The organism is Kitasatospora sp. NPDC056731 (assembly GCF_040687675.1).
Classification (GTDB): domain Bacteria; phylum Actinomycetota; class Actinomycetes; order Streptomycetales; family Streptomycetaceae; genus Kitasatospora.
This window is the reverse complement of the sequence record NZ_JBFBNR010000032.1, coordinates 79009-101081: the sequence shown is the minus strand read 5'-3', so window position 1 is coordinate 101081 and position 22073 is coordinate 79009. Positions and strand designations below refer to the sequence as shown.

21 protein-coding genes and 5 tRNA genes are annotated in these 22073 nt (G+C 72.3%); 18 read left to right on the top strand and 8 right to left on the bottom strand.

Annotated elements, in window-relative coordinates; translation table 11 throughout:
• Positions 1-50 precede the first annotated feature (50 nt).
• The 3 genes from AB0R04_RS27980 to AB0R04_RS27970 form a co-directional block, all read right to left on the bottom strand.
• Positions 51-476 (bottom strand): DUF742 domain-containing protein, encoded by a 426-nt coding sequence (locus AB0R04_RS27980; protein ID WP_063347718.1) that lies wholly within the window; start codon positions 474-476, stop codon positions 51-53.
• A 165-nt stretch (positions 477-641) separates the two neighbouring features.
• The gene (locus tag AB0R04_RS27975) at positions 642-1055 is read right to left on the bottom strand and encodes a roadblock/LC7 domain-containing protein (protein WP_030057391.1); all 414 of its coding nucleotides are present in this window, start codon (positions 1053-1055) and stop codon (positions 642-644) included.
• 10 nt (positions 1056-1065) lie between these two features.
• Positions 1066-4905 carry a nitrate- and nitrite sensing domain-containing protein gene (locus AB0R04_RS27970; RefSeq protein WP_363375970.1) on the bottom strand — a complete coding sequence of 1280 codons (3840 nt, stop codon included), beginning with the start codon at positions 4903-4905 and terminating at the stop codon, positions 1066-1068.
• Positions 4906-5495: 590 nt separating this feature from the next.
• Here AB0R04_RS27970 and AB0R04_RS27965 point away from each other — a divergent pair.
• The 8 genes from AB0R04_RS27965 to AB0R04_RS27930 all read left to right on the top strand — a co-directional run bounded on the left by AB0R04_RS27965 (position 5496) and on the right by AB0R04_RS27930 (position 9085).
• Entirely contained in the window at positions 5496-5768 is a 273-nt protein-coding gene (locus tag AB0R04_RS27965) for a hypothetical protein (RefSeq protein ID WP_347878533.1), read from the top strand.
• Between the two features lie 243 nt (positions 5769-6011).
• Positions 6012-6812 (top strand): fumarylacetoacetate hydrolase family protein, encoded by an 801-nt coding sequence (locus tag AB0R04_RS27960; protein WP_063347716.1) that lies wholly within the window; start codon positions 6012-6014, stop codon positions 6810-6812.
• Positions 6805-8328 carry a glutamate--tRNA ligase gene (gene gltX, locus AB0R04_RS27955; RefSeq protein WP_363375967.1) on the top strand — a complete coding sequence of 508 codons (1524 nt, stop codon included), beginning with the start codon at positions 6805-6807 and terminating at the stop codon, positions 8326-8328. The genes AB0R04_RS27960 and gltX overlap by 8 nt, the downstream gene beginning before the upstream one ends.
• Before the next feature lie 252 nt (positions 8329-8580).
• A tRNA-Gln gene (locus AB0R04_RS27950) sits at positions 8581-8652 on the top strand.
• A gap of 37 nt (positions 8653-8689) precedes the next feature.
• Positions 8690-8762, top strand: a tRNA-Glu gene (locus AB0R04_RS27945).
• A gap of 27 nt (positions 8763-8789) precedes the next feature.
• Positions 8790-8862, top strand: a tRNA-Glu gene (locus AB0R04_RS27940).
• 26 nt (positions 8863-8888) lie between these two features.
• Positions 8889-8961 (top strand) — tRNA-Glu (locus AB0R04_RS27935).
• Positions 8962-9010: 49 nt separating this feature from the next.
• Positions 9011-9085: transfer RNA gene (locus tag AB0R04_RS27930), tRNA-Gln, on the top strand.
• A gap of 105 nt (positions 9086-9190) precedes the next feature.
• Here the strand turns inward: AB0R04_RS27930 and AB0R04_RS27925 are convergent.
• Positions 9191-9904: an IclR family transcriptional regulator gene (locus AB0R04_RS27925; protein WP_063347714.1), complete on the bottom strand. Its 714-nt coding sequence runs from the start codon at positions 9902-9904 to the stop codon at positions 9191-9193.
• A 232-nt stretch (positions 9905-10136) separates the two neighbouring features.
• On the opposite strand from AB0R04_RS27925, the gene leuC reads away from it, so the two are divergent.
• The 4 genes from leuC to AB0R04_RS27905 all read left to right on the top strand — a co-directional run bounded on the left by leuC (position 10137) and on the right by AB0R04_RS27905 (position 13554).
• Positions 10137-11573: a 3-isopropylmalate dehydratase large subunit gene (leuC, locus tag AB0R04_RS27920; RefSeq protein WP_363375965.1), complete on the top strand. Its 1437-nt coding sequence runs from the start codon at positions 10137-10139 to the stop codon at positions 11571-11573.
• Between the two features lie 5 nt (positions 11574-11578).
• The gene (gene leuD, locus AB0R04_RS27915) at positions 11579-12175 is read left to right on the top strand and encodes a 3-isopropylmalate dehydratase small subunit (RefSeq protein ID WP_063347712.1); all 597 of its coding nucleotides are present in this window, start codon (positions 11579-11581) and stop codon (positions 12173-12175) included.
• A gap of 340 nt (positions 12176-12515) precedes the next feature.
• Entirely contained in the window at positions 12516-12704 is a 189-nt protein-coding gene (locus AB0R04_RS27910; RefSeq protein ID WP_079135607.1) for a hypothetical protein, read from the top strand.
• 133 nt (positions 12705-12837) lie between these two features.
• On the top strand, positions 12838-13554 hold the full coding sequence (locus tag AB0R04_RS27905) for an HU family DNA-binding protein (protein ID WP_063347711.1): 717 nt from the start codon (positions 12838-12840) through the stop codon (positions 13552-13554).
• A 206-nt stretch (positions 13555-13760) separates the two neighbouring features.
• Here AB0R04_RS27905 and AB0R04_RS27900 read toward each other — a convergent pair whose 3' ends face one another.
• Both AB0R04_RS27900 and cofC read right to left on the bottom strand, forming a co-directional pair.
• Complete coding sequence (locus AB0R04_RS27900; protein ID WP_063347710.1) at positions 13761-13982, bottom strand: hypothetical protein; 222 nt, start codon at positions 13980-13982, stop codon at positions 13761-13763.
• A 56-nt stretch (positions 13983-14038) separates the two neighbouring features.
• Positions 14039-14722 carry a 2-phospho-L-lactate guanylyltransferase gene (cofC, locus tag AB0R04_RS27895; protein ID WP_363375962.1) on the bottom strand — a complete coding sequence of 228 codons (684 nt, stop codon included), beginning with the start codon at positions 14720-14722 and terminating at the stop codon, positions 14039-14041.
• Positions 14723-14953: 231 nt separating this feature from the next.
• On the opposite strand from cofC, the gene AB0R04_RS27890 reads away from it, so the two are divergent.
• The 3 genes from AB0R04_RS27890 (at position 14954) to AB0R04_RS27880 (ending at position 18012) form a co-directional block, all read left to right on the top strand.
• Positions 14954-15778, top strand: a complete 825-nt coding sequence (locus tag AB0R04_RS27890) for a lysophospholipid acyltransferase family protein (protein ID WP_363375960.1) — start codon at positions 14954-14956, stop codon at positions 15776-15778.
• Positions 15779-15792: 14 nt separating this feature from the next.
• Positions 15793-16776: an NAD(P)H-dependent glycerol-3-phosphate dehydrogenase gene (locus AB0R04_RS27885; RefSeq protein ID WP_079135606.1), complete on the top strand. Its 984-nt coding sequence runs from the start codon at positions 15793-15795 to the stop codon at positions 16774-16776.
• Positions 16777-16866: 90 nt separating this feature from the next.
• Entirely contained in the window at positions 16867-18012 is a 1146-nt protein-coding gene (locus tag AB0R04_RS27880; protein WP_363375958.1) for a D-alanine--D-alanine ligase family protein, read from the top strand.
• A 66-nt stretch (positions 18013-18078) separates the two neighbouring features.
• On the opposite strand, the gene AB0R04_RS27875 is transcribed toward AB0R04_RS27880, so the two are convergent.
• Both AB0R04_RS27875 and AB0R04_RS27870 read right to left on the bottom strand, forming a co-directional pair.
• The gene (locus AB0R04_RS27875; RefSeq protein ID WP_363375955.1) at positions 18079-18597 is read right to left on the bottom strand and encodes a DUF3515 domain-containing protein; all 519 of its coding nucleotides are present in this window, start codon (positions 18595-18597) and stop codon (positions 18079-18081) included.
• Positions 18598-18617: 20 nt separating this feature from the next.
• Positions 18618-18851: an Lrp/AsnC ligand binding domain-containing protein gene (locus AB0R04_RS27870; RefSeq protein WP_363375953.1), complete on the bottom strand. Its 234-nt coding sequence runs from the start codon at positions 18849-18851 to the stop codon at positions 18618-18620.
• Positions 18852-19057: 206 nt separating this feature from the next.
• Between AB0R04_RS27870 and AB0R04_RS27865 the strand changes: the two genes are divergently transcribed.
• The 3 genes from AB0R04_RS27865 to thiD all read left to right on the top strand — a co-directional run bounded on the left by AB0R04_RS27865 (position 19058) and on the right by thiD (position 22066).
• Positions 19058-20023 carry a thiamine-phosphate kinase gene (locus AB0R04_RS27865; RefSeq protein ID WP_063347704.1) on the top strand — a complete coding sequence of 322 codons (966 nt, stop codon included), beginning with the start codon at positions 19058-19060 and terminating at the stop codon, positions 20021-20023.
• Between the two features lie 196 nt (positions 20024-20219).
• Positions 20220-21245 (top strand): 6-phosphofructokinase, encoded by a 1026-nt coding sequence (locus AB0R04_RS27860; RefSeq protein ID WP_063347703.1) that lies wholly within the window; start codon positions 20220-20222, stop codon positions 21243-21245.
• Between the two features lie 23 nt (positions 21246-21268).
• Complete coding sequence (gene thiD, locus AB0R04_RS27855) at positions 21269-22066, top strand: bifunctional hydroxymethylpyrimidine kinase/phosphomethylpyrimidine kinase (RefSeq protein ID WP_063347702.1); 798 nt, start codon at positions 21269-21271, stop codon at positions 22064-22066.
• Positions 22067-22073: the final 7 nt, after the last annotated feature.

Genomic DNA, 22073 nt, shown 5'->3' with positions numbered 1-22073 from the left:
CCGCGACGACGATCTTCGCGGAGGTGGTGGCGCGGGTGGGGGCGGCCGCGTTAGAGCTTGCGAAGTCCACTGAGGACCCTTTCGAGCAGCGTGACATCGGGCGTTCCGCCCGACTCGCCCGCGGCGGCGGGCTGGTGGATGGCGACGAGGCCGGCCTCGGCCAGGTCGGCCACGAGGATGCGGGCCACACCGAGCGGGACGCCGGCCAGTGCGGAGATCTCCGCGATGGACTTGACCTCACGGCAGAGGTTCACGATCCGGGCGTGCTCGGGCAGCAGGCCGCCGGTCCGTTCGGCGTTGCCGGTGGTCGAGATCAGGGCCTCGATGGCGAGCTGGTACCGGGGCCGGGTGCGGCCACCGGTCATCGCGTACGGGCGGACCAGCGGCTGCTGCTCGTAGCCGTCGGACTGCTGCCCGCCGTAGCCGCTGCCGTACCCGTTGCCGTACGAGCCGGCGGGTGTCGAGGGCGGGGTCATGGGTCCTCCTTGTGCTGCAGCCTTGGGCAGCCGGTTCCAGCTGGGGCGGTGCCAGCTGAGGCGGGATCAGCTGCCTGAGGGTAGCTGAGGGTGAGACGCCGGGGCCGGTCGGGTCGGACCCGGCGGGGGAGGTGGGACGGTGGACGGATCCCGCTCGGACTCCGGTCAGTGCAGGAGACTGCCCTGGAGTTCCGCGCGGAGTGCGGGGGTGAGGACGGCGCCGGCGCGGTCGACGAGGAGGGCCATCTCGTAGCCGACGAGGCCGATGTCGGAGTCGGGGGAGGCGAGTACGGCGAGGGCGGAGCCGTCGCTGACGGCCATGAGGAAGAGGAAGCCTCGTTCCATCTCGACGACGGTCTGGTTGACCTCGCCTCCTTCGAAGATCCGGCTGGCGCCGGAGGTGAGGGAGGTGAGGCCTGAGGCGACGGCTGCGAGCTGGTCGGCGCGGTCGCGGGGGAAGCCCTCGGACATGCACAGCAGGAGGCCGTCGGCGGAGACCACCACGGTGTGGGACACCCCGGGGGTGTTGTCCACGAAATTGGTGATCAGCCAGTTCAGGTTCTGTGCGGCCTGGCTCATCTGATTCAACTCAACGCTCCTGGTGATCTGCGCCGTTGCCGTCGGTCCGGCCCCCGAAACTATCGAATCCGGGCTGCTGGGCACCATGCTGGGAGCCCGGCTGGTTGGCCTGTTCGGCCCCGGCCCGGCGGCCCTGCTGGATGCCGCGGCGCAGGTTGGTCAGCCGGCCGCGGACCTCTTCGGGGGCCCGGGAGACCTGCGGACCGGTCAGCGGCGAGGCCTCGGCGGTGCCTGAGACCAGGTTGGCCTGCGGGGTCCGCCGGGGGAGACCGGACATCGTGACGCCGCTGGTCGAGGGCTCGCGGACCTGCTCGGCGCGGCGCCAGCGCTCGTCGTTCGCGGACGGGCGCCAGGGGGCGTCCCCGGTGCCGGGCTGCGGTTGCTGGCCCTGCGGCTGCTGGCCCTGCTGAGGGGCCTGGGGCTGCGGGGCCTGGGCCTGCGCGGGCTGCGCGGCCTGCTGCGGGGCCTGGGGCTGCTGGGCCTGGGCCGGCCGGCCCTGTCGGCGCTGCGGGTCGGACGGCTGGAACTCCGGCGCCGAGGTGCCGGGCCGGCGCGGCTGGTACGTCCGCGGCCGCGCCTCCTGCCCGCCCTCCTGCGGGTACCACGGCTGCTCGGCCGCACCCCCGGACGGGCCGGTCGGCAGCGCCATCGGCTCCGGCCGGGCCTGCTCCTGGCGCACCGGCTCGGGCCGGGCCTGCTCCTGACGGACCGGCTCCGGACGCGCCGGGTTCGGCAGCACCGGCTCCACCAGGCCGAGGCCCAGCGGGTCACGCGGGTCGATCTGGCTGGCCTCGAAGCGCGGCCGGGCGAACTGCTGGGTGCTCTCCATCGGCGCCGGCTCGGCCGACGGCAGCGGCTGGGCCTGCTGCTGCGGCGGCAGCTGCGGCTGGCGGTCGCGCTGCGGCGCGTCCGGGCCGGGGCGCTGCGGGCGGCGCTGGCCCTGCGGACCGGGCTGGCCCTGCGGGCCGCCCTGACCGGGGCCGCCCTGGCCCTGCGGGGCCGGCCGACGCTGCGGCAGGCCCTCCTGCGGGCGGTTGCCCGGGCGGGCGCCCTGCTGCTGCGGAGCGCCGCCCGGCCGGCCCGGCCGGCCGTGCTGCGGCTGCTCGCCGGTCCGGGGGCCCGGACCGCCGTCGAACTCGCCACCCGGGCGCGGCCGTTCCTGGCCAGGGCGGCCCTGGGCGGGCTGCTGCTGACCGGGGTGGCCCTGGGCGGGCTGCTGCTGGCCGCGGCGGGGCAGGCCGCCGGGGCCGCCCTGCGCCGGGCCCGGCCGGTTCGGGCCGCGCTGCGGCAGGCCGCCCTGCGGGGACTGCTGGGGCTGCGGGGACTGCGGGGACTGCTGGGTCGGCTTCTGGCCCTGGGGCTGGGGCTGCGGGGCCTGCCGGCCCGGTCCCTGGGGCCCCTGGGGCTGCTGGCCCGGGCCCGGCTGGCCCGGCTGGACGGGGTTCTCGCGCAGCGACTTGCCGACCTGGCGGGTCGGCAGGCCGCCGGCCCGGCCGCCGGGCGCGGCAGGCGCACCCGGTCCGGCCGGAGCACCCGGAGCACCCGGAGCACCCGGAGCACCCGGAGCGTTCGGTCCGGTCGGAGCACCGGGGCCGGTCGGGCCGGTCGGGCCGCCCTGGCCGAGCTGCGGGCGGCCGCCCTGCGGGGCACCGCCGGCCGGGCCCTGGCCGAGCGCGGCCGGGCCGCCCTGGCCGGGCGGCACCTGGCGCTGCTGGCGCGGCGTCGGGGCGACCCCGCGCTGCTGCTTGGCCTGGGCGGGGCCGGGCCGGGCGGGGCCGCGGCGGTCGGCGGAGTTGGTGACGTCGACCGGGAGCATGACCAGCGCGGTGGTGCCGCCGGAGTCGCTGGGGCGCAGCTGGATGCGGATGCCGTGTCGCAGGGACAGGCGGCCGACCACGAAGAGGCCCATGCGACGGGAGACCGAGACGTCCACCGTCGGCGGGTTGGCGAGGCGCTCGTTGATCTCGGCGAGGTCGTCGGGGCTCAGGCCGATGCCGGTGTCGTGGATCTCGACCAGGACGCGGCCGTCGGGCAGCGCGTGGCCGGTGACCCGGACGCGGGTCTGCGGGCTGGAGAACGAGGTGGCGTTCTCCAGCAGCTCGGCGAGCAGGTGGACGAGGTCGTTGACGACGCGGCCGGCGACCTCGGCCGACGGCACGGCGGCGAGTTCGATGCGCTCGTACTGCTCCACCTCGGAGGCGGCGGCGCGGAGCACGTCGACCAGCGGGACGGGCCTGGTCCAGCGGCGGCCAGGGTCCTCACCGGCGAGGACGAGGAGGTTCTCGCCGTTGCGGCGCATGCGGGTGGCGAGGTGGTCCAGCTTGAAGAGGTTGGCCAGCTGGTCCGGGTCGGCCTCGCGGCTCTCCAGTTCGGAGATGAGCGACAGCTGGCGCTGGATGAGGCCCTGGCTGCGGCGCGAGAGGTTGGTGAACATCGCGTTGATGTTGCCGCGCAGGAGGGCCTGCTCGGCGGCGAGGCGGACGGCCTCGCTGTGCACCATGTCGAAGGCGTGCGCCACGTGGCCGATCTCGTCGGTGGAGTCGACGGCCACCGGTTCGACCGTCGTGTCGACGTCGTGCGGGTCGCTCTCGGAGAGGGTCTTGACCAGCTCGGGCAGGCGGCGCTCGGCGACGTCCTCGGCCGCGGCCTGCAGCCGGGTCAGCGAGCGCACCATCGAGCGGGCGATCAGACCGGCGCCACCGAGGGCGACGAGCAGCACCAGGGCGATGGCGGCACCGATGATGATGGCCTCGGTGTCGGCCTGGGACTGGAGGTCCTGGGCCTTGCCGTCGAGGTCCTCGATGAGCTTGGACTCGATCCGGCGCTCGGCGGTGATCTTGGCGCTGGCCTTCTCGTACCAGTCCTTGTAGGTCACCGGGTCGGTCTGGTGGATACCGCTCGGCTGGAGGATCGAGCGCGCGTACCGGTCGGCGTCGGCGATCACCGAGTTGTAGCTGAGCTGGCCGCGCAGGTTGTCCAGGTCGTGCGCGGTGTAGATGTTGTTGAAGCTGGTGAGCGAGTTGTCGTACGAGGTGCGCAGGCGGATGCCGAAGGACTCGTCGCTGGGGCTGAGGTCGGGGCCCTTGGGGTTGGCGAGTGCGGCGCCGATCAGGGCGCGCTGCTGCGAGGTGGCGTTCTTGGCCAGCGAGAACTGCTGCAGCGAGCGGGTCGCGACGAGCAGGTCCGTGTTGTTCGACGCGAGCGCGATGTCCTGGGTGATGGCCAGCAGGTCGCGGATGATCACGTCGTAGGCGGTGATCGTCGACTGGATGTTCTGGTTGTTCTGGTACGGCGTGTTGCGCGCGTCCGAGATCGAGTTCAGGTCCCTGCGGATCTGGAACAGCAGCGCCTTCCCGCCCGAGAGTTCGAGGTTCTCGAACTTGTCCGAGGACGCGGTGAAGGTGCGGCTCAGGTCGTCGGTGGCCCTGCGGGCGGTGACGATGTCGTCGTCGAGCGGGTCGTTGGGGCGCGCGGTGATGTAGCCGGCGCTGATGTCGCGCTCGGTCTGCAGGGCGTCCGCGAGGTTGGTCGCCTTCTTGGCCAGGTCGGACAGGTTGGCCATCTGGGAGAGCTGCTGCGAGTTCTGCATCGAGGCCTGGATCCGCAGGCCACCGAGGACCAGGGAGACCAGGACGGGCAGGGCGAGCAGGGCGATCAGTCGGGTCCGGATGCGCCAGTTGCGCATCGCGAGCCGGCTCAGACCGGTGGCCCGCCGCCGGGTCAGGGTGGTCCGGAGCTTGTCCCGGGCGGACTTCCGTTCCTGGCCGTCGTCCTCCGGGTGGCCGGGGGCCTCGGGGACCACCGGCTCGGCCGGGCCGCCGGGAGCCGCCGCCTGCTGGGGGGCTGCCACGGGCTCGTGCGACTCCGGGTTACCCGCGGCGCCGCTACCCCTTTTGAAACGTCCCTGCACTGGCGTCGCAACCTCTGGACCGGGCGTCCCGCCGCGTCGCCGCGGACCGGACGGTGTCGAGTTTCCTTCCGCTCCCCGGCTGGTCCGGGTGAGCGCGTCGCCGGGGTGGACTTCTCCCTACCCACGGTCCGTGGCATTCCAGCACAGCCGGGGAATCCCAACAAGGGCCGCCAGGACACGCCGCGCGGCGCTACCGAACGCGTGCGTGACTTCACTGACTGTGCCGTAACAGGACCGGAATACCGCATTTTTCGGACACTCGCCGGATACATGCCAACCCGGCCCGAGATCGAAAAGAGTCACAGACCTTCCGGAATGACCGTTATCGGAGATATGCCGGAAAATACCGTTGCGGCGATATGTCGGATATCTGCAATTCGCTCATGAATTTGTGATCAAAATCACAGTCTAATGTGTAGCTTTGGTCACGGTCCCTGTGGAATGAGATCTCGTAACCTGGCTGTCTCCGGAGCACGGCCCCGATCAGCCTGCCCAGAACCCCTCCGAATCATTCGGAATCAATCAGGCCGGTGACGATCCGCCGCGATCCGACCGGCCGCGACCACGAGGTGCTCTCGATGTCCCAGGCGAAGAAGGCCGCCACCAAGTCCACGCTGCCCTGCCGCTCCACGGCGAACCCGCGCCGGACGACGCTGGCCTCGGTCGCGGACTTCAGCACGATCCCGGGCGCCCGCAAGCCCGAGGACGCCGTCACCTACGGCACCGAACTGCCGGCCAGCACCGCCAACCCGCGCCGCACCCAGCTGATGGTCGCCCCGGCGCCCGTCGTCGTGCAGGACTGACCCGACCCCGCTCCGACAGGGCGTCGCGGCCGAGCCACCGAGGGCGGCCGCGGCGCCCTGCGGCGTTCCCGGGCGGTTGCCGGGGCTCGCGGCCCGACCGCGCTGAACAGGGCAAAGCGGTCAGCCGGGGCCCCACGCGATAGCCTGGACGACGATTGACGGGGCCGCGCCCACCGTGGGCGAGGCGCCCACCAGCGCCCGGGCGCGCCCCGGGCGGTCGACGAAGCGAGGGGTATCCCAGCCGTGCGCATTGCCAGGTTTTCCGTCCGGGAAGGGAGCCCTGCCGCCGGCAGCGTCTCCTTCGGCGTGGTGGAGGGCGACCCTTCCCAGCCCGACTCGCTGGTCGTCCACGCGCTGGCCGGCCACCCGTTCGGCCAGCCCCAGCCGACCGGCGAGAGTTACCGCTTCCAGGACGTCCGGCTGCTCAGCCCGATGCTCCCCAACAAGATCGTGGCGGTCGGCCGCAACTTCGCGGCGCACGCCGCCGAACTGGGCAACGACGTCCCGGACGTGCCGCTCACCTTCTTCAAGCCGTCCACCTCGGTGATCGGCCCGACCGAGAACATCGCGTACCCGCCGTTCTCCTCGGACGTCCAGCACGAGGCCGAACTCGCCGTGGTGATCGGCCGGATGTGCCGCGAGGTGCCGCTGGACCGGGTGCCCGAGGTGATCCTCGGCTACACCTGCGCCAACGACGTCACCGCCCGGGACGTGCAGAAGCGCGAGGGCCAGTGGGCCCGGGCCAAGGGCTTCGACACCTCCTGCCCGCTGGGCCCGTGGATCGAGACCGACCTGGACCCGGCCGACCTCGCCGTCACCTGCACGGTCAACGGCGAGCTCCGGCAGGCCGGCCGCACCTCCCAGATGGTCCGCTCGGTCGCCGAGCTGATCGTCCACATCTCCGAGGCCATGACGCTGCTGCCCGGCGACGTCATCCTCACCGGCACGCCCGCAGGGGTGGGCCCGCTCAACGTCGGCGACGAGGTCGCCGTCTCCATCGAAGGCATCGGCACTCTCACCAACAAGGTGATCAAGCGTGGCTAGTGAAAAGCTCAGCGGCTCCGCCGCGGGCAACCCGGCCGTCCGGGTTCGTTTCTGTCCGTCCCCGACCGGGAACCCGCACGTGGGCCTGGTCCGCACGGCCCTCTTCAACTGGGCCTACGCCCGCCACAACGGCGGCACGCTGGTCTTCCGGATCGAGGACACCGACTCGGCCCGCGACTCCGAGGAATCGTACGACCAGCTGCTCGACGCGATGCGCTGGCTCGGCTTCGACTGGGACGAGGGCCCGGAGGTCGGCGGCCCGCACGAGCCGTACCGCCAGTCCCAGCGGATGGACATCTACGCCGACGTCGCCCGCCGCCTGCACGAGGCCGGCCACGCCTACCACTGCTACTGCAGCACCGAGGAGCTGGACGCCCGCCGCGAGGCCGCCCGCGCGGCCGGCAAGCCCTCCGGCTACGACGGCCACTGCCGCGAGCTGACGGACGAGCAGGTCGCCGTCTACAAGCTGGAGAAGCGCGAGCCGATCCTGCGCTTCCGGATGCCCGACCGCACCCTCAGCTTCGACGACCTGGTGCGCGGCACGCTCACCTTCGAGCCGGAGAACGTGCCGGACTACGGCATCGTCCGGGCCAACGGCGCCCCGCTGTACACCCTGGTCAACCCGGTGGACGACGCCCTGATGGGCATCACCCACGTGCTGCGCGGCGAGGACCTGCTCTCCTCCACCCCGCGGCAGATCGCCCTGTACGCCGCGCTCGCCGAGATCGGCGTCGGCGACGGCACCACCCCGCGCTTCGGCCACCTGCCGTACGTGATGGGCGAGGGCAACAAGAAGCTCTCCAAGCGTGACCCGCAGGCCTCGCTCAACCTGTACCGCGAGCGCGGCTTCATCCCCGAGGGCCTGCTCAACTACCTGTCCCTGCTGGGCTGGTCGCTGGCCGACGACCGCGACCTGTTCGGCATCGACGAGATGGTCGCCGCCTTCGACATCGCCAAGGTGAACGCCAACCCGGCCCGCTTCGACCTGAAGAAGTGCGAGGCGATCAACGCCGAGCACGTCCGCAAGCTGGCCCCGGAGGACTTCGTCCGCCGCCTGGTGCCGTACCTGCAGGCCCCGGGCCTGCTGCCGGCCGAGCCGACCGCCGAGCAGCTGGACCTGCTCGCGAAGATCGCGCCGCTCACCCAGGAGCGGATGGTCGTGCTGAGCGAGATCGTGAACATGGCCGGCTTCCTGTTCGTCGACCCGGCCGACTTCACCGTCGACCCGGACGACGCTGCCAAGGCGCTGACCGCCGACGCCCGCCCGGTGCTGGAGGCCAGCGTCAAGGCGCTGGAGGCGCTCGCGGACTTCAGCCCGGAGCCGATCCAGGCCGCGCTGCGCGAGGCGCTGGTGGACGGGCTGGGCATCAAGCCCAAGTTCGCGTTCACGCCGCTGCGGGTCGCCGTCACCGGCCGCCGGGTCTCGCCGCCGCTGTTCGAGTCGATGGAGCTGCTCGGGCGCCCCGAGACGCTGCGCCGGCTGAACTCCGCCCTGGAGGCCCTGCCGGCCGCCTGAGCGGGCCGCTGAGCAGGCTGCGGGCCCGGCCTCGTGCCGGGCCCGCAGCCTGCCCGGACGTCACCGCCGGGACGTCACCGCCAGGTCGCCCGGCCGCTGCCTGGGGTTATCGATTTTGGAGCCGGGGCCGGCGTCGGGTAATGTTCTTTCTGCGCCGCCCGGGAGGGAACGGACGAGGGAGCGAAACCCTCCGCCCGGCCCCGAACGAGAGGCGCAACGCCTGAGAAGGACCCGACAGGGGTTCAACTCTGGTGGGGTATGGTGTAATTGGCAGCACGAGTGATTCTGGTTCATTTAGTCTAGGTTCGAGTCCTGGTACCCCAGCGCAGTACGCAAGTCCAGCAGTACAAGTGAAGAACAAGCCCCCGTTGTGTAGCGGCCTAGCACGCTGCCCTCTCACGGCAGTAGCGCCGGTTCGAATCCGGTCGGGGGTACTGATCCCGCAAGGGATCACCTGGAAAGCCCCCGTTGTGTAGCGGCCTAGCACGCTGCCCTCTCACGGCAGTAGCGCCGGTTCGAATCCGGTCGGGGGTACTGATCCCGCAAGGGATCGCCAGGAAGCCCCCGTTGTGTAGCGGCCTAGCACGCTGCCCTCTCACGGCAGTAGCGCCGGTTCGAATCCGGTCGGGGGTACTTCAGAGCATGAAGCCGGTGGGTTATCCCATCGGCCCTTGCTTTGCGTTGGGGTATGGTGTAATTGGCAGCACGAGTGATTCTGGTTCATTTAGTCTAGGTTCGAGTCCTGGTACCCCAGCCAGAAATTCAAGGCCCCGGTTTCCGGGGTCTTTTTTTGTATTTCCCCGAGCATTCCGAAGGGCCCCGCGCGGTGGTGCTGCGCGGGGCCCTTTCCGGATGGCGGCGGTCAGCCGCGGCGGAGGGCCTCGGTGAGCCGGTTCGCGGCCTCGATGATGGCCTGGGCGTGCAGGCGGCCCGGGTGACGGGTCAGCCGCTCGATCGGGCCGGAGACGGAGACGGAGGCCACCACGCGGTTGGAGGGGCCGCGCACGGGAGCGGAGACGGACGCGACGCCCGGCTCGCGCTCGCCGATCGACTGGGCCCAGCCGCGCCGGCGGACGCCGCTGAGCGCGGTGGCGGTGAAACGGGCGCCCTGGAGGCCGCGGTGGAGCCGCTCGGGCTCCTCCCAGGCCAGCAGGACCTGGGCGGCCGAGCCGGCCTTCATCGGCAGGGTGCTGCCGACCGGGACGGTGTCCCGCAGGCCGGAGAGCCGCTCGGCGGCGGCTACGCAGATCCGCATCTCGCCCTGGCGGCGGTAGAGCTGTGCGCTCTCGCCGGTGACGTCGCGCAGGTGGGTCAGGACCGGGCCCGCGGTGGCGAGCAGCCGGTCCTCGCCCGCCGCGGCGGAGAGTTCGGAGAGACGGGGGCCGAGGATGAATCGCCCCTGCATGTCCCTGGTGACCAGACGGTGGTGTTCGAGTGCGACGGCGAGCCGGTGGGCCGTGGGGCGCGCCAGGCCGGTGGCGGCGACCAGCCCCGCCAACGTGGCGGGGCCCGACTCCAGTGCGCTCAGCACCAGAGCGGCCTTGTCGAGAACGCCGACGCCGCTAGAGTTGTCCATGCGCTAAGACTGCAGTCTCATTCCGCGAGACGCAAGTTCAATCTTCCGGGAAAAGCGCCACCCTGGATGCAGCAGCCCGGGAGACATCCAGGATGCGACCTCACCAGAGTGTCCGCATCGTGGACAGCGATCCGGCGTGCAGGTCGCGCGAACGCGCCCGCCACAGGGCGGCGGGAGCTCCGACCTCGACGACACGAGAAGGCCGGCAACGCGGCCGGCTGGAGGGAATCCGATGGGACGGACACTCGCAGAGAAGGTCTGGGACGACCACGTCGTGCGGCGCGCGGAGGGAGAGCCCGACCTGCTCTTCATCGACCTCCACCTGCTCCACGAGGTGACCAGCCCGCAGGCCTTCGACGGGCTGCGGCTGGCCGGCCGGACGGTCCGCCGCACCGATCTGACGATCGCCACCGAGGACCACAACACCCCCACCGTGGACATCGACAAGCCGATCGCCGACCCGGTGTCCAAGGTGCAGTTGGAGACGCTGCGCCGCAACGCCGCCGAGTTCGGCGTCCGGATCCACTCGCTCGGCGACATCGAGCAGGGCGTCGTGCACGTGGTCGGCCCGCAGCTGGGCCTGACCCAGCCCGGCATGACCGTGGTCTGCGGCGACTCCCACACCTCGACCCACGGCGCCTTCGGCGCACTGGCGTTCGGCATCGGCACCAGCCAGGTCGAGCACGTGCTGGCCACCCAGACGCTGCCGCTGGCGCCCTTCCGGACCATGGCCGTCACGGTCGAGGGCGAACTGCCCGAGGGCGTCACCGCCAAGGACCTGATCCTGGCCGTGATCGCCAAGATCGGCACCGGCGGCGGCCAGGGCTACGTCCTGGAGTACCGCGGTTCGGCGATCCGGGGCCTGTCCATGGAGGCCCGGATGACCATCTGCAACATGTCCATCGAGGCCGGCGCCCGGGCGGGCATGATCGCCCCGGACGAGACCACCTTCGACTACCTCAAGGGCCGTCCGCACGCCCCGCAGGGCGAGGACTGGGACGCCGCCGTCGCGTACTGGTCGACCCTGGGCACCGACGAGGACGCGGTCTTCGACCACGAGATCTTCATCGACGCGGCCGCGCTGACCCCGTTCGTCACCTGGGGCACCAACCCCGGCCAGGGCGCCCCGCTGGGCTCCGACGTGCCGGACCCGGCCTCCTTCACCGACCCGCAGGAGCGCGCGGCCGCCGAGAACGCCCTCGCCTACATGGGGCTGGAGGCTGGCACCCCGCTGCGCGAGGTCACCGTCGACGCCGTCTTCGTCGGCTCCTGCACCAACGGCCGGATCGAGGACCTGCGCGCCGCCGCCGCCGTCGTGGAGGGCCGCCGGATCGCCGACGGCGTACGGATGCTGGTCGTCCCCGGCTCCGTCCGGGTCGCCCTGCAAGCCGTGGAGGAGGGCCTGGACAAGGTGTTCACCGCGGCCGGCGCCGAGTGGCGCCACGCGGGCTGCTCGATGTGCCTGGGCATGAACCCCGACCAGCTCGCCCCCGGCGAGCGCTGCGCCTCCACCTCGAACCGCAACTTCGAGGGCCGGCAGGGCAAGGGCGGCCGGACCCACCTGGTGTCCCCGCAGGTCGCCGCCGCGACCGCCGTCCTGGGCCGTCTGGCCGCACCGTCCGATCTGCCCTCCGACCTGGCGGACACCAACGTGGCTGTGGAGGCCTGAGAACCATGGAGAAGTTCACCACCCACACCGGCCGGGCCGTTCCGCTGCGGCGCTCGAACGTGGACACCGACCAGATCATCCCGGCCCACTGGCTCAAGAAGGTCACCCGTTCCGGTTTCGAGGGCGGCCTTTTCGAGGCCTGGCGCAAGGACGAGTCGTTCATCCTCAACCGGCCCGAGCGGCAGGGTGCCACGGTCCTGGTGGCCGGCCCGGAGTTCGGCACCGGCTCCTCCCGCGAGCACGCCGTCTGGGCGCTGCAGAACTACGGCTTCCACGCGGTCATCTCGTCGCGCTTCGCGGACATCTTCCGTGGGAATTCCCTGAAGAACGGACTGCTGACGGTCGTCCTGCCGCAAGAGACCGTGGAACGGCTCTGGGCGCTCACCGAGAGTAACCCTTCGGCCGAGATCACCGTTGATCTGGAAGCCCGCGAAGTCCGGGCCGAGGGCGTCACCGCGTCTTTCGAACTGGACGACAACGTCCGGTGGCGGCTGCTCAACGGGCTGGACGACATCAGCATCACCCTGCGGAACGAGGCCGACATCGCGACCTTCGAAGCGACCCGTCCGGCCTTCAAGCCCCGTACTCTGCCGGTTGCCTGAGATCCCCTCAGAACAAGCATTCTGGCGATCCACCGGATGGCCCGCCTCCCCTTCGGGGGGGCGGGCCATCCGCCGTTCCGGAGCACGAGTTAGCGCCGCGGCCCACCCCGGATTGCCCATTTGGCTTTGCCGGAGAGGGCCCCGCGCAAGTACAACTGCGGGTAGATGGCACAATCAGTACATGCACCGGCACCATGAACCTCCGTACGCGGGCGGCGAACCCGCGGCTCCGGAGTCCGTGGGCCGGGGATCCGAACGCCGAATTGACGATCGGCCGGACGTCGCCTCCGCACCAGCTGAGGGGCCGGACGACCAGGAAGTCGCAGCGCTCTACGCGCTTGTGGCCGAGCGGTTGAAGCAAGCTCACGCCCGCGTGCATGCGCTGAACGTGTCTGCCGATGCAAAGACCGCTCTCTCCCGTCAACTCCTCATCGTCACCGAGACCGCCAAGCGCGATCTTCCGGAGGCGGCAAGGCGGTTGAGTCGCTTTGTACATGACCTCGACGAGGGGCGCCCGCCCGTCGCCTGAGGTCGCCGACGCGCAAATCCATTGCGACACTAGGGTGATTCGCGCGTTTGGTAATTGAAAGTCCGCAGATACATACCTAACGTGCGAAAAGAACGGATGGAATCATCCGGCGCCCGTTTCCGAAGGGGAAGACGTGAACAAGGCTCAGCTTGTCGAAGCGGTGGCCGAGCAGCTGGGCGGTCGCAAGGCTGCCGCAGAGGCCGTCGACGCAGTGCTCGACACCATGGTCCGTGCCGTTGTGGCCGGTGACCGGGTTTCGGTCACTGGTTTCGGCACCTTCGAGAAGGTGGAGCGCTCCGCGCGCTTCGCCCGCAACCCGCAGACCGGCGAGAAGGTCAAGGTCAAGAAGACCTCGGTGCCCCGCTTCCGTCCCGGCCAGGGCTTCAAGGACCTGGTCAGCGGCAGCAAGAAGCTGCCGAAGGAAGGCCCCTCGGTGAAGAAGGCCCCCAAGGGCTCCCTCACCCCGGGCAAGAGCGGCGTCGCCGCGACCCCGGCCGCCAAGCGCGCCGCGACCAAGCGTGCCGCCACGGCCGCCGCCGCCGCTGCTCCGGCCAAGAAGGCCGCCGCCAAGAAGGCGACCACCACGGCCGCGGCCAAGAAGACCACCGCGACCGCGACCAAGAAGACGGCCGCCGCCGCCAAGAAGGCGACCACCACCGCCGCCGCGAAGAAGACCACCGCGACCGCGACCAAGAAGACGGCCGCCGCCGCCAAGAAGGCGACCACCACCGCCGCCGCCAAGAAGACCACCGCGACCGCCAAGAAGGCGACCGCGACGGCCAAGAAGACGGCTCCGGCGAAGAAGACCGCCACCCGCAAGACCACCGCGCGCAAGACCTCTGCCAAGTAGTCCCGCGCAGCGGTCCTCGGACGGCCTTCGGCAGAGAGCCGCGGCACCCCCCCTCCGTGAATTGCGGAGACCGGGTCGCCGCGGCTCTTTCGATTTCCGGGCGCTTAGTCAGGATTCTCCGACCGACGGTGACCAGGCACGAACGCGAAGGCGGGCGTGCCGGACGGCGGGGGCGGAGCAGCGGGGGGACGGTCAGCGGAGGACGGTCAGCCCGCGGCGGGGTCGGGGAAGGTCTGCAGCGTCACGAAGACCACCCGGCGGGCCTCGCCGGCGCCCTCGGTGCGGATCCGCACCCGCTGGCCCGGCCGCAGCAGCCGCAGACCGCCGGCGTCGAAGGCGGCCGCGTCGAACGGCACCGGGGTCCCGTCGTCGAGCAGCACGGAGCCGGCCCGGGTGGCGGGGTCGAAGGTGAACGCGGTGGCCTGCATGGCAGCAGCATAGCGAGCGGCCCCGACCGGCCGGGCGGCGTCCCGCGGGGCGGCGGTCAGGCCCGTGCCAGCCGGGCGAACAGGGCGCTGGTGTACGGGCCGAGGCCGAGCGCCGCGGCCTCGCCGAGGTCCGCGCCGGTGTCGACGTCCCGGCGTACCGACTCCACGTCCGCCAGGCGCAGTTCGAGTGCTCCGCCGGCCGCGTGCCGGGCCCGCGAGCCGTCCCCGAAGGCGGGCGAGAGCGGGCGGCCGGGGGTGCAGGCGAGCAGCGTGGTGCCCAGGCCGGGGGAGTCCGGCAGGAAGGCCCGGCCGTCCGGTGGCACCGCGCCCAGCACCCGGGCCAGTTCGACCGGGCGCAGGGCCGGCAGGTCCGCCGAGAGGGCGGCCAGCGGCGAGCGCGGGGCGAGTGCCAGTGCGGCCGCCGCGCCGTGCACCAGTGCCTCGTTGAGGCCCTCGCCGGGTTCGTCGGCGACCACCACCGCGCCCAGCGCCGCCAGCCGGGCGCCGGCCGCCGCGTCCCGGGTGACCACCAGGACCCGGGCGACGCCCGGGGTGGCCAGCGCGGCGGTGGCGGTGTCGAGCGCGAAGGACAGCGCGAGGTCCGCCCGGTGCGGCCCGGCGTACGGGGCCAGTCGGCTCTTCGCGAGGGCGAGCGGCTTGAGCGGCAGCACCAGCGACCAGTCGGTGGTGGGTGCGGGGGGCGCGACGGGCCCGTTGGGGCGTACGGTGTCCTGGGTCATCGGCGTCATTGTGACGCCGGTCCCGGAGCCCTCGCCAGGCCGTCCGATCTGTGCGGACGTGCGTTTGATCACGCCTGCCGGGCGGGTTGGTGCGGTCGCTCGACAGCCGGTGAGCAGCCGGGCGAGACTGTTCCGCACCCGTGATCCGGGCACCGGTCCCGTACCGGTGCGCGACACCGGGAGGTTATGACCGCGGCACCCCACGTGCCGCTCGGATGAGGAGGACCTGGGGTGGCCCGCCGCTCGAACGCCAAGTTCGGCAACGCCGACTACGGCATCTGGTACCGCTTCGCGGCCGTGCTGGTGAAGCCGGTGACGACCGCGCTGGTGAAGCCCGACTGGCGGGGCTGGGAGCACCTTCCGAAGGAAGGCGGCTTCATCGCCGCGGTGAACCACAATTCGATCATCGACCCGGTGATCTACGCGCACTGGCAGTACAACAGCGGCCGTCCGCCGCGCATTCTCGGCAAGTCCTCGCTGTTCTCGATTCCCTTCATCGGATTCATGCTGCGCAAGACCGGCCAGATTCCGGTCTTCCGCGAGTCCACCGATGCCGCGCAGGCTTTCCGGGCCGCTATCGACGCCGTCAACGGCGGCCAGTGCGTGCAGTTCTACCCGGAGGGCACGCTCACCCGGGACCCGGACCTGTGGCCGATGACCGGCAAGAGCGGCGTCGCCCGGGTCGCGCTGATGACCGGCGCGCCGGTCATCCCGGTCGCGCACTGGGGAGCGCACGAGATCATCCCGCCGTACGGCCGGCCGGGCTTCGGGAAGGGCAAGTTCAACCTCTTCCCGCGCCACCGGGTCACCGTGGCGGCGGGGCCCGCGGTGGACCTGAGCAAGTACCGGGGCCAGGAGCTCACCGCCCAGGTGCTGGGCGACGCCACCGAGGACATCATGACGGCGATCACCGCCGTGCTGGCCGACGTCCGCGGCGAGGAGCCGCCGGCCGAGCGCTACGACATGCGCAAGGCCGCCCGGAACCGCGCCGCCGCGGCCGCCGCCGAACGCCGGCGCGCCAAGGGCGGAAACGACGACGAGGAGGGCGGCCGGTGACCCGCTGCGCAGTGATGGGGACGGGCTCCTGGGGCACCGCCTTCGCGATGGTGCTGGCCGACGCGGGCAGTGACGTCGTCCTGTGGGCCCGCCGCCAGGAACTCGTCGACGCCATCAACACCACGCACGAGAACCCGGACTACCTGCCGGGCGTGCCGCTGCCGGGCTCCGTCCGGGCCACCACCGACGCCGCCGAGGCGCTGGCCGGCGCCGACTTCGCCGTCCTGGTGGTGCCCTCGCAGACGCTGCGCGACAACCTGGCCGCCTGGACGCCGCTGATCGAGCCGCAGACCGTGCTGGTGAGCCTGATGAAGGGCATCGAACTCGGCACCGCCAAGCGGATGAGCGAGGTGATCGACGAGGTCACCAAGGTCGGCCCGGAGCGCGTCGCAGTGGTCAGCGGGCCCAACCTGGCCCGGGAGATCGCCAACCGGCAGCCCGCCGCCAGCGTCGTCGCCTGCGCGGACGAGGCGGTCGCCAAGCGGCTCCAGGCGGCCTGCCACACGCCGTACTTCCGCCCGTACACCAACACCGACGTGCTGGGCTGTGAGCTCGGCGGCGCGGTCAAGAACGTGATCGGCCTGGCGGTCGGCATGGCGGCCGGCATGGGGCTCGGCGACAACACCAAGGCGACGCTGATCACCCGCGGGCTGGCCGAGACCACCCGGCTCGGCGAGGTGCTCGGCGCCGACCCGCACACCTTCGCCGGGCTCGCCGGGATGGGCGACCTGGTCGCCACCTGCTCCTCGCCGCTGTCGCGCAACAACACCTTCGGCATGAACCTGGGCCGGGGCATGTCGCTCGCGGAGACCATCGCGGCGACCCGGCAGACCGCGGAGGGCGTCAAGTCCTGCGAGTCGGTGCTCGACCTGGCCCGGCGCAACGGCGTCGACATGCCGATCGTCGAGGCGGTGGTGGACGTCGTGCACAACGGGCGGCCCACCCAGGAGGCGCTCCAGGCCCTGATGTCCCGTTCGGCGAAGGCCGAGCGGCGCTGAGCGGCGCTGACGGCGCGGCGGTGGTCCGGGGCGGTGGCCGGGGGCGGCTGACGCCCCGGAAACCCTTCGCACGGTAGTCTCAAACCCGATATGAGCATCGAACAGTCCTCCCCGAACCCGTCCGCTGCGAAGCCGCGCGTCGCGCTGGTCTTCGGCGGACGCAGCTCCGAGCACGGCGTCTCGGTGGTCACCGCCGGCAGCGTGCTCAAGGCGATCGACCGCGAGAAGTACGAGGTGCTCCCGATCGGGATCACCCCCGAGGGCCGCTGGGCGCTGGTCAGCGACGAGCCCGCCCGGATGGCCATCACCGACGGCCGGATGCCGGACGTCACGGGCGTCGCCGAATCCGTGGACGGGCAGGTCGCGCTGCCGATCGCCCCGGGCGACCGGGAGGTCGTCCTGAGCGAGCCGGGAAGCACCCCCAAGGCCCTCGGCGAGGTCGACGTGGTGTTCCCGCTGCTGCACGGCCCCTGGGGCGAGGACGGCACCCTGCAAGGCCTGCTGGAGCTGTCCGGCGTGCCCTACGTCGGCAACGGCGTGCTCTCCAGCGCGGTCGGCATGGACAAGGAGTTCACCAAGCGGATCCTGGCCTCGCACGGCCTGGGCGTCGGCCGGTACACCATCGTGCGGCCGCGCGACTGGGAGAGCGAGGCCGGCCGCGCCGCGGTGCGCGAGCGGGCCGCCGAACTCGGCCTGCCGCTGTTCGTGAAGCCCTGCCGGGCCGGTTCCAGCATGGGCATCACCAAGGTCAAGGACCTCGCCGACCTCGACGCCGCGATCGAGGAGGCCCGCCGGCACGACCCCAAGCTGATCATCGAGGCCGGCGTGAGCGGCCGCGAGATCGAGTGCGGCGTGCTGGAGACCGAGGACGGCCCGAAGGCCAGCCTCCCGGCCGAGGTGCTGGTCGGCGACGGCTTCGACTTCTACGACTTCGAGGCCAAGTACATCGACTCGTCCGAGGTGCAGATCCCGGCGAAGCTCGACGACGGGCAGACCGCCGAGATCCGCCGCCAGGCGGTGGCCGCGTTCGACGCGCTCGGCTGCGAGGGCCTGGCCCGGGTGGACTTCTTCCTGCTGGAGGACGGCACCTGGATGGTCAACGAGATCAACACCATGCCCGGCTTCACCCCGATCTCGGCCTACCCGAAGATGTGGGAGGCCACCGGGCTGTCCTACCCGGAGCTGATCGACCGGCTGCTCCAGGCGGCGCTGCGCCGCTCGACCGGCCTGCGGTAGCCGCACGCGAACGACGGAGGGCGGGCCGGGAAGCTCCCGGCCCGCCCTCTCGGCGCCCTCGCGGGGTCAGCCCGGGACGGTGGCCTTCACCGCGCCGGTGAGGGCGGCGGCCGGGTCGAAGGGGTTGGCCGCGGCCCCGGCCGGGACGGTCACCTCGACGTAGGCGGCGCGCATGGTCGTCACGAAGCGGTAGCCGCCGTCGGTGAGCTTCTGCGACCACCAGGTGACGTCGTCCACGGTCGGCGACCAGTCCTTGGCGTGCTCGCCGTCCAGTTCCTCCGGACGGTCGATGCCGCAACGCAGCACCGTGCGGGGCGAGCTGGCCCACGCGGCCACGTACGGAGAGGCGGGCGACGGGTCCTTGCGGGCGTGGCCGAGCAGCTCCTGCGGCAGGGCCGCGGCCAGCGCGCGGCAGTACTCGGCCGCCTTGCCGCCCGGCCGGGGGGCCGCCACCGATTCGTCGGCGGAGCCCCAACTGCCGAGCAGCACGACGACCGTGCAGGTCAGGGCGAGCGGCAGGGCCAGCCAGCGGACGGGCGCCGGCAGTGCCGTCAGTGCCCGGGGGATTCGGAGTTCTCTGGCCACCCGCCGATGGTAGCCGGGCCTTACAGGTGCACCACCGGACAGGTGAGGGTGCGGGTGATGCCCTCCACCTGCTGGACCTTGGCCACCACCAGGCGGCCCAGGTCGTCCACGGTGTCGGCCTCGGCCCGGACGATGACGTCGTACGGGCCGGTGACGTCCTCGGCCTGGAGGACGCCGGGAATCTCGGAGATCGACTGGGCCACGGCGGTGGCCTTGCCGACCTCGGTCTGGATCAGGATGTATGCCTGTACCACGGGGACCTCCGGCGGCCGGTTACGGGGATCGCCGCCGTGAGCGCCCGGACGGTCGTCGGGGTGGGAACGGGCTCACCGGCAGTCTGATCACCACGCTACCGCGCGGTGGGCCGGGGAGGGGAGACCCCGACACCCCGGAAGGGCGTACGCTGCGCGCGGGGGCGCGACGGGGACGAGTTCAGTATGGACATGCGAGAGGACGGCAGATGCAGGGGACCGTGGGCGAGCTCGGCGAGTTCGGTCTCATCAGGGAGCTGACCGCCCGGGTGCCGCTCACCGACGCGGTCGACCTCGGCCCCGGTGACGACGCCGCGGTGGTGAAGGCCCCGGACGGCCGGGTGGTGGCCACCACGGACGTCCTGATCGAGAACCGGCACTTCCGCCGGGACTGGTCCACCGCCTACGACGTGGGCCGCAAGGCCGCCGCCCAGAACCTCGCCGACGTGGCCGCCATGGGAGCGGTGCCCACCGCGATACTGCTCGGCCTGGTCGCCCCCGCCGACCTGCCCACCACCTGGGCCACCGAGCTGATGGACGGGCTGCGCGACGAGTGCCAGGTGGCCGGGGCGACGGTGGTCGGCGGCGACGTGGTGCGCGGCGACACCGTCACGCTGGCCATCACGGCGCTCGGCGACCTCCAGGGGCGCGCGCCGGTGACGCGCGCCGGTGCGCAGGTCGGCGACGTGGTCGCGGTGACCGGCTGGCTCGGCTGGTCGGCCGCCGGACTCACCGTGCTGCAACGCGGCTTCCGCTCCCCCCGCGCCTTCGTCGAGGCGCACCGTCGGCCCGAGCCGCCGTACCACGCGGGCCCGGCCGGCGCCGAGTTGGGCGCGACCTCGATGATCGACGTGAGCGACGGACTGGTCGCCGACCTCGGCCACGTGGCCCGGGCCAGCGCGGTGGACATCGACCTGAAGGCCGCCGACTTCGACGTCCCGGCGCAGATGGCCGACATCGGACAGGCGGTCGGGGTGGACCCGTTGGTCTGGGTGCTGTCCGGCGGCGAGGACCACGCGATCGTGGCGACCTTCCCGCGCGGGGTCCAACTCCCGGCCCGCTGGCGGGTGGTGGGCGAGGTGACCGGCCGCCCCCGGGGTAGCCGCAGCGGCCGGGTGACGGTGGACGGCGCGCCCTGGGACCGGGTCGGCGGCTGGGACCACTTCGCCGAGTGACGGGCGGCCGCGCCGATTGTCGTACGGCACACGGCGGGTGACCCCCGGACACCGGCGCGCGGCGGGCGGCGCGTGACCCCCGCACTCGCGGCGCACGGGCTTCGCGGGTCCGTTTTGCGTAGGCTGGCGACAACCGAGCCCGCCCGCCGTCTGGTGTGGGTGGTCTGAACCACTGCGAGCGGGAGCGCACCCAGTCATGCGTATCGGTGTACTGACCAGCGGCGGCGACTGCCCCGGCCTCAACGCGGTGATCCGTTCCGTCGTGCACCGGGGCACGGACGTGCACGGCGACGAGATCGTCGGCATCCTGGACGGCTTCCTCGGCCTGATCGAAGGCCGCACCCGGCCGGTCTCGCACGACGACGTCACCGGCCTGCTCACCCTCGGAGGCACCGTCCTGGGCTCCGCCCGGGTGCAGCGCGAGCGGATCTCCTGGGCGGTGGAGAACGCGAAGACGCTGGCCCGGGACATCGGCATCGACGCGCTCATCGCGATCGGCGGCGAGGGCACGCTGACCGCCGCCAGGCTGTTCAGCGACGCCGGACTGCCGGTCGTCGGGGTGCCCAAGACCATCGACAACGACATCAACGCCACCGACGCCACCTTCGGCTTCGACACCGCGGTGCACGTCGCGACCGAGGCGATCGACCGGCTCAAGACCACCGCGGAATCCCACCAGCGCGTCATGGTCGTCGAGTTGATGGGTCGTCACACCGGCTGGATCACCCTCACCGCGGGCATGGCCGGCGGCGCGCACGGCATCCTCATCCCGGAGAAGCCCTTCGACATCGAGGCGGTGGCCCGGATGGTCGACGACCGCTTCGACCGCGGCAAGAAGTTCGCCATCATCGCCGTCGCGGAGGGCGCCGCCCCGATGCCCGGCACCATGCGCTTCGACCACGGCGAGGTCGACCAGTACGGCCACCGGACCTTCGGCGGGATCGGCAACCGGCTCGCCCACGAACTGGAGAACCTGCTCGGCAAGGAGGCCCGCCCGGTCATCCTCGGGCACACCCAGCGCGGAGGCACCCCGACCGCCCGGGACCGCGTGCTCGCCACCCGCTTCGGCTGGCACGCCGTCGAGGCCGTCCACCAGGGCGCGTTCGGCCACTTCACCGCGCTGCGCCGGACCGGGATCGAGCTGGTGCCGATCGCCGACGCGGTGACCCGGCTGAAGACGGTGCCGGAGGACCGCTGGGTGGAGTCCGAGGCCGTGCTCTGAACGTGCGCAGGTAGGTTGACCTCATGGTTTCGACTGCCCCTCCCCGCGTGCTCACCGTCGCCGGCTCCGACTCCGGCGGTGGCGCCGGCATCCAGGCCGACCTCAAGGCGATGCTCGCCCTCGGCGTCCACGGCATGAGCGTGATCACCGCCGTCACCGCGCAGAACTCGCTCGGCGTCCAGGGCTACTGGGAGCTGCCCGCCGAGGCCGTCCGGGCGCAGTTCCGCAGTGTGGTCGACGACATCGGGGTGCAGGCCGTGAAGACCGGCATGCTCGCCTCGATCGAACTGGTCGAGACCGTCTCCGAACTGCTGGCCGGGGTGGACGCCCCGGTGGTCGTCGACCCGGTCGGCGTCTCCAAGCACGGGGACGCCCTGCTGGCCGCCGAGGCCGTCGCCACCGTCCGCGAGCGGCTGCTGCCGGTCGCCACCCTGGCCACCCCCAACCTGCACGAAGTGACCCAGCTCACCGGCCGGACCGTCGAAGGCGAGGGGCAGATGCTGGACGCCGCCAAGGCGTTGCTCGACCTCGGGCCGCGCTGGGCGCTGGTCAAGGGCGGCCACCTGGAGGGCGAGGCCGCGGACCTGCTCTACGGCGGGCCCGGCGAGGTGCACTGGTACCGGGCGCCGCGCTACGACAACCGGCACACCCACGGCACCGGTTGCACCCTGGCCAGCGCGATCGCGGCCGGGCTGGCCAAGGGCGAGTCGCTGCCGGAGGCGGTCGGCTCGGCCAAGGCGTACATCACCGGCGCGATCGCCGGTGGCTTCGCGCTCGGCGCCGGGATCGGCCCGGTCGACCACGCCTGGCGCTGGCGCTGACCCGGCC

What these genes read in the sequence shown, in the direction of transcription:
- AB0R04_RS27980 (WP_063347718.1), bottom strand. Translation starts at nt 476, where the DNA reads ATGACCCCGCCCTCGACACCCGCCGGCTCGTACGGCAACGGGTACGGC.
- AB0R04_RS27975 (WP_030057391.1), bottom strand. Translation starts at nt 1,055, where the DNA reads ATGAGCCAGGCCGCACAGAACCTGAACTGGCTGATCACCAATTTCGTG.
- AB0R04_RS27925 (WP_063347714.1), bottom strand. Translation starts at nt 9,904, where the DNA reads ATGGACAACTCTAGCGGCGTCGGCGTTCTCGACAAGGCCGCTCTGGTG.
- leuC (WP_363375965.1), top strand. Translation starts at nt 10,137, where the DNA reads ATGGGACGGACACTCGCAGAGAAGGTCTGGGACGACCACGTCGTGCGG.
- leuD (WP_063347712.1), top strand. Translation starts at nt 11,579, where the DNA reads ATGGAGAAGTTCACCACCCACACCGGCCGGGCCGTTCCGCTGCGGCGC.
- AB0R04_RS27900 (WP_063347710.1), bottom strand. Translation starts at nt 13,982, where the DNA reads ATGCAGGCCACCGCGTTCACCTTCGACCCCGCCACCCGGGCCGGCTCC.
- cofC (WP_363375962.1), bottom strand. Translation starts at nt 14,722, where the DNA reads ATGACCCAGGACACCGTACGCCCCAACGGGCCCGTCGCGCCCCCCGCA.
- AB0R04_RS27885 (WP_079135606.1), top strand. Translation starts at nt 15,793, where the DNA reads ATGGGGACGGGCTCCTGGGGCACCGCCTTCGCGATGGTGCTGGCCGAC.
- AB0R04_RS27880 (WP_363375958.1), top strand. Translation starts at nt 16,867, where the DNA reads ATGAGCATCGAACAGTCCTCCCCGAACCCGTCCGCTGCGAAGCCGCGC.
- AB0R04_RS27865 (WP_063347704.1), top strand. Translation starts at nt 19,058, where the DNA reads ATGCAGGGGACCGTGGGCGAGCTCGGCGAGTTCGGTCTCATCAGGGAG.
- AB0R04_RS27860 (WP_063347703.1), top strand. Translation starts at nt 20,220, where the DNA reads ATGCGTATCGGTGTACTGACCAGCGGCGGCGACTGCCCCGGCCTCAAC.
- thiD (WP_063347702.1), top strand. Translation starts at nt 21,269, where the DNA reads ATGGTTTCGACTGCCCCTCCCCGCGTGCTCACCGTCGCCGGCTCCGAC.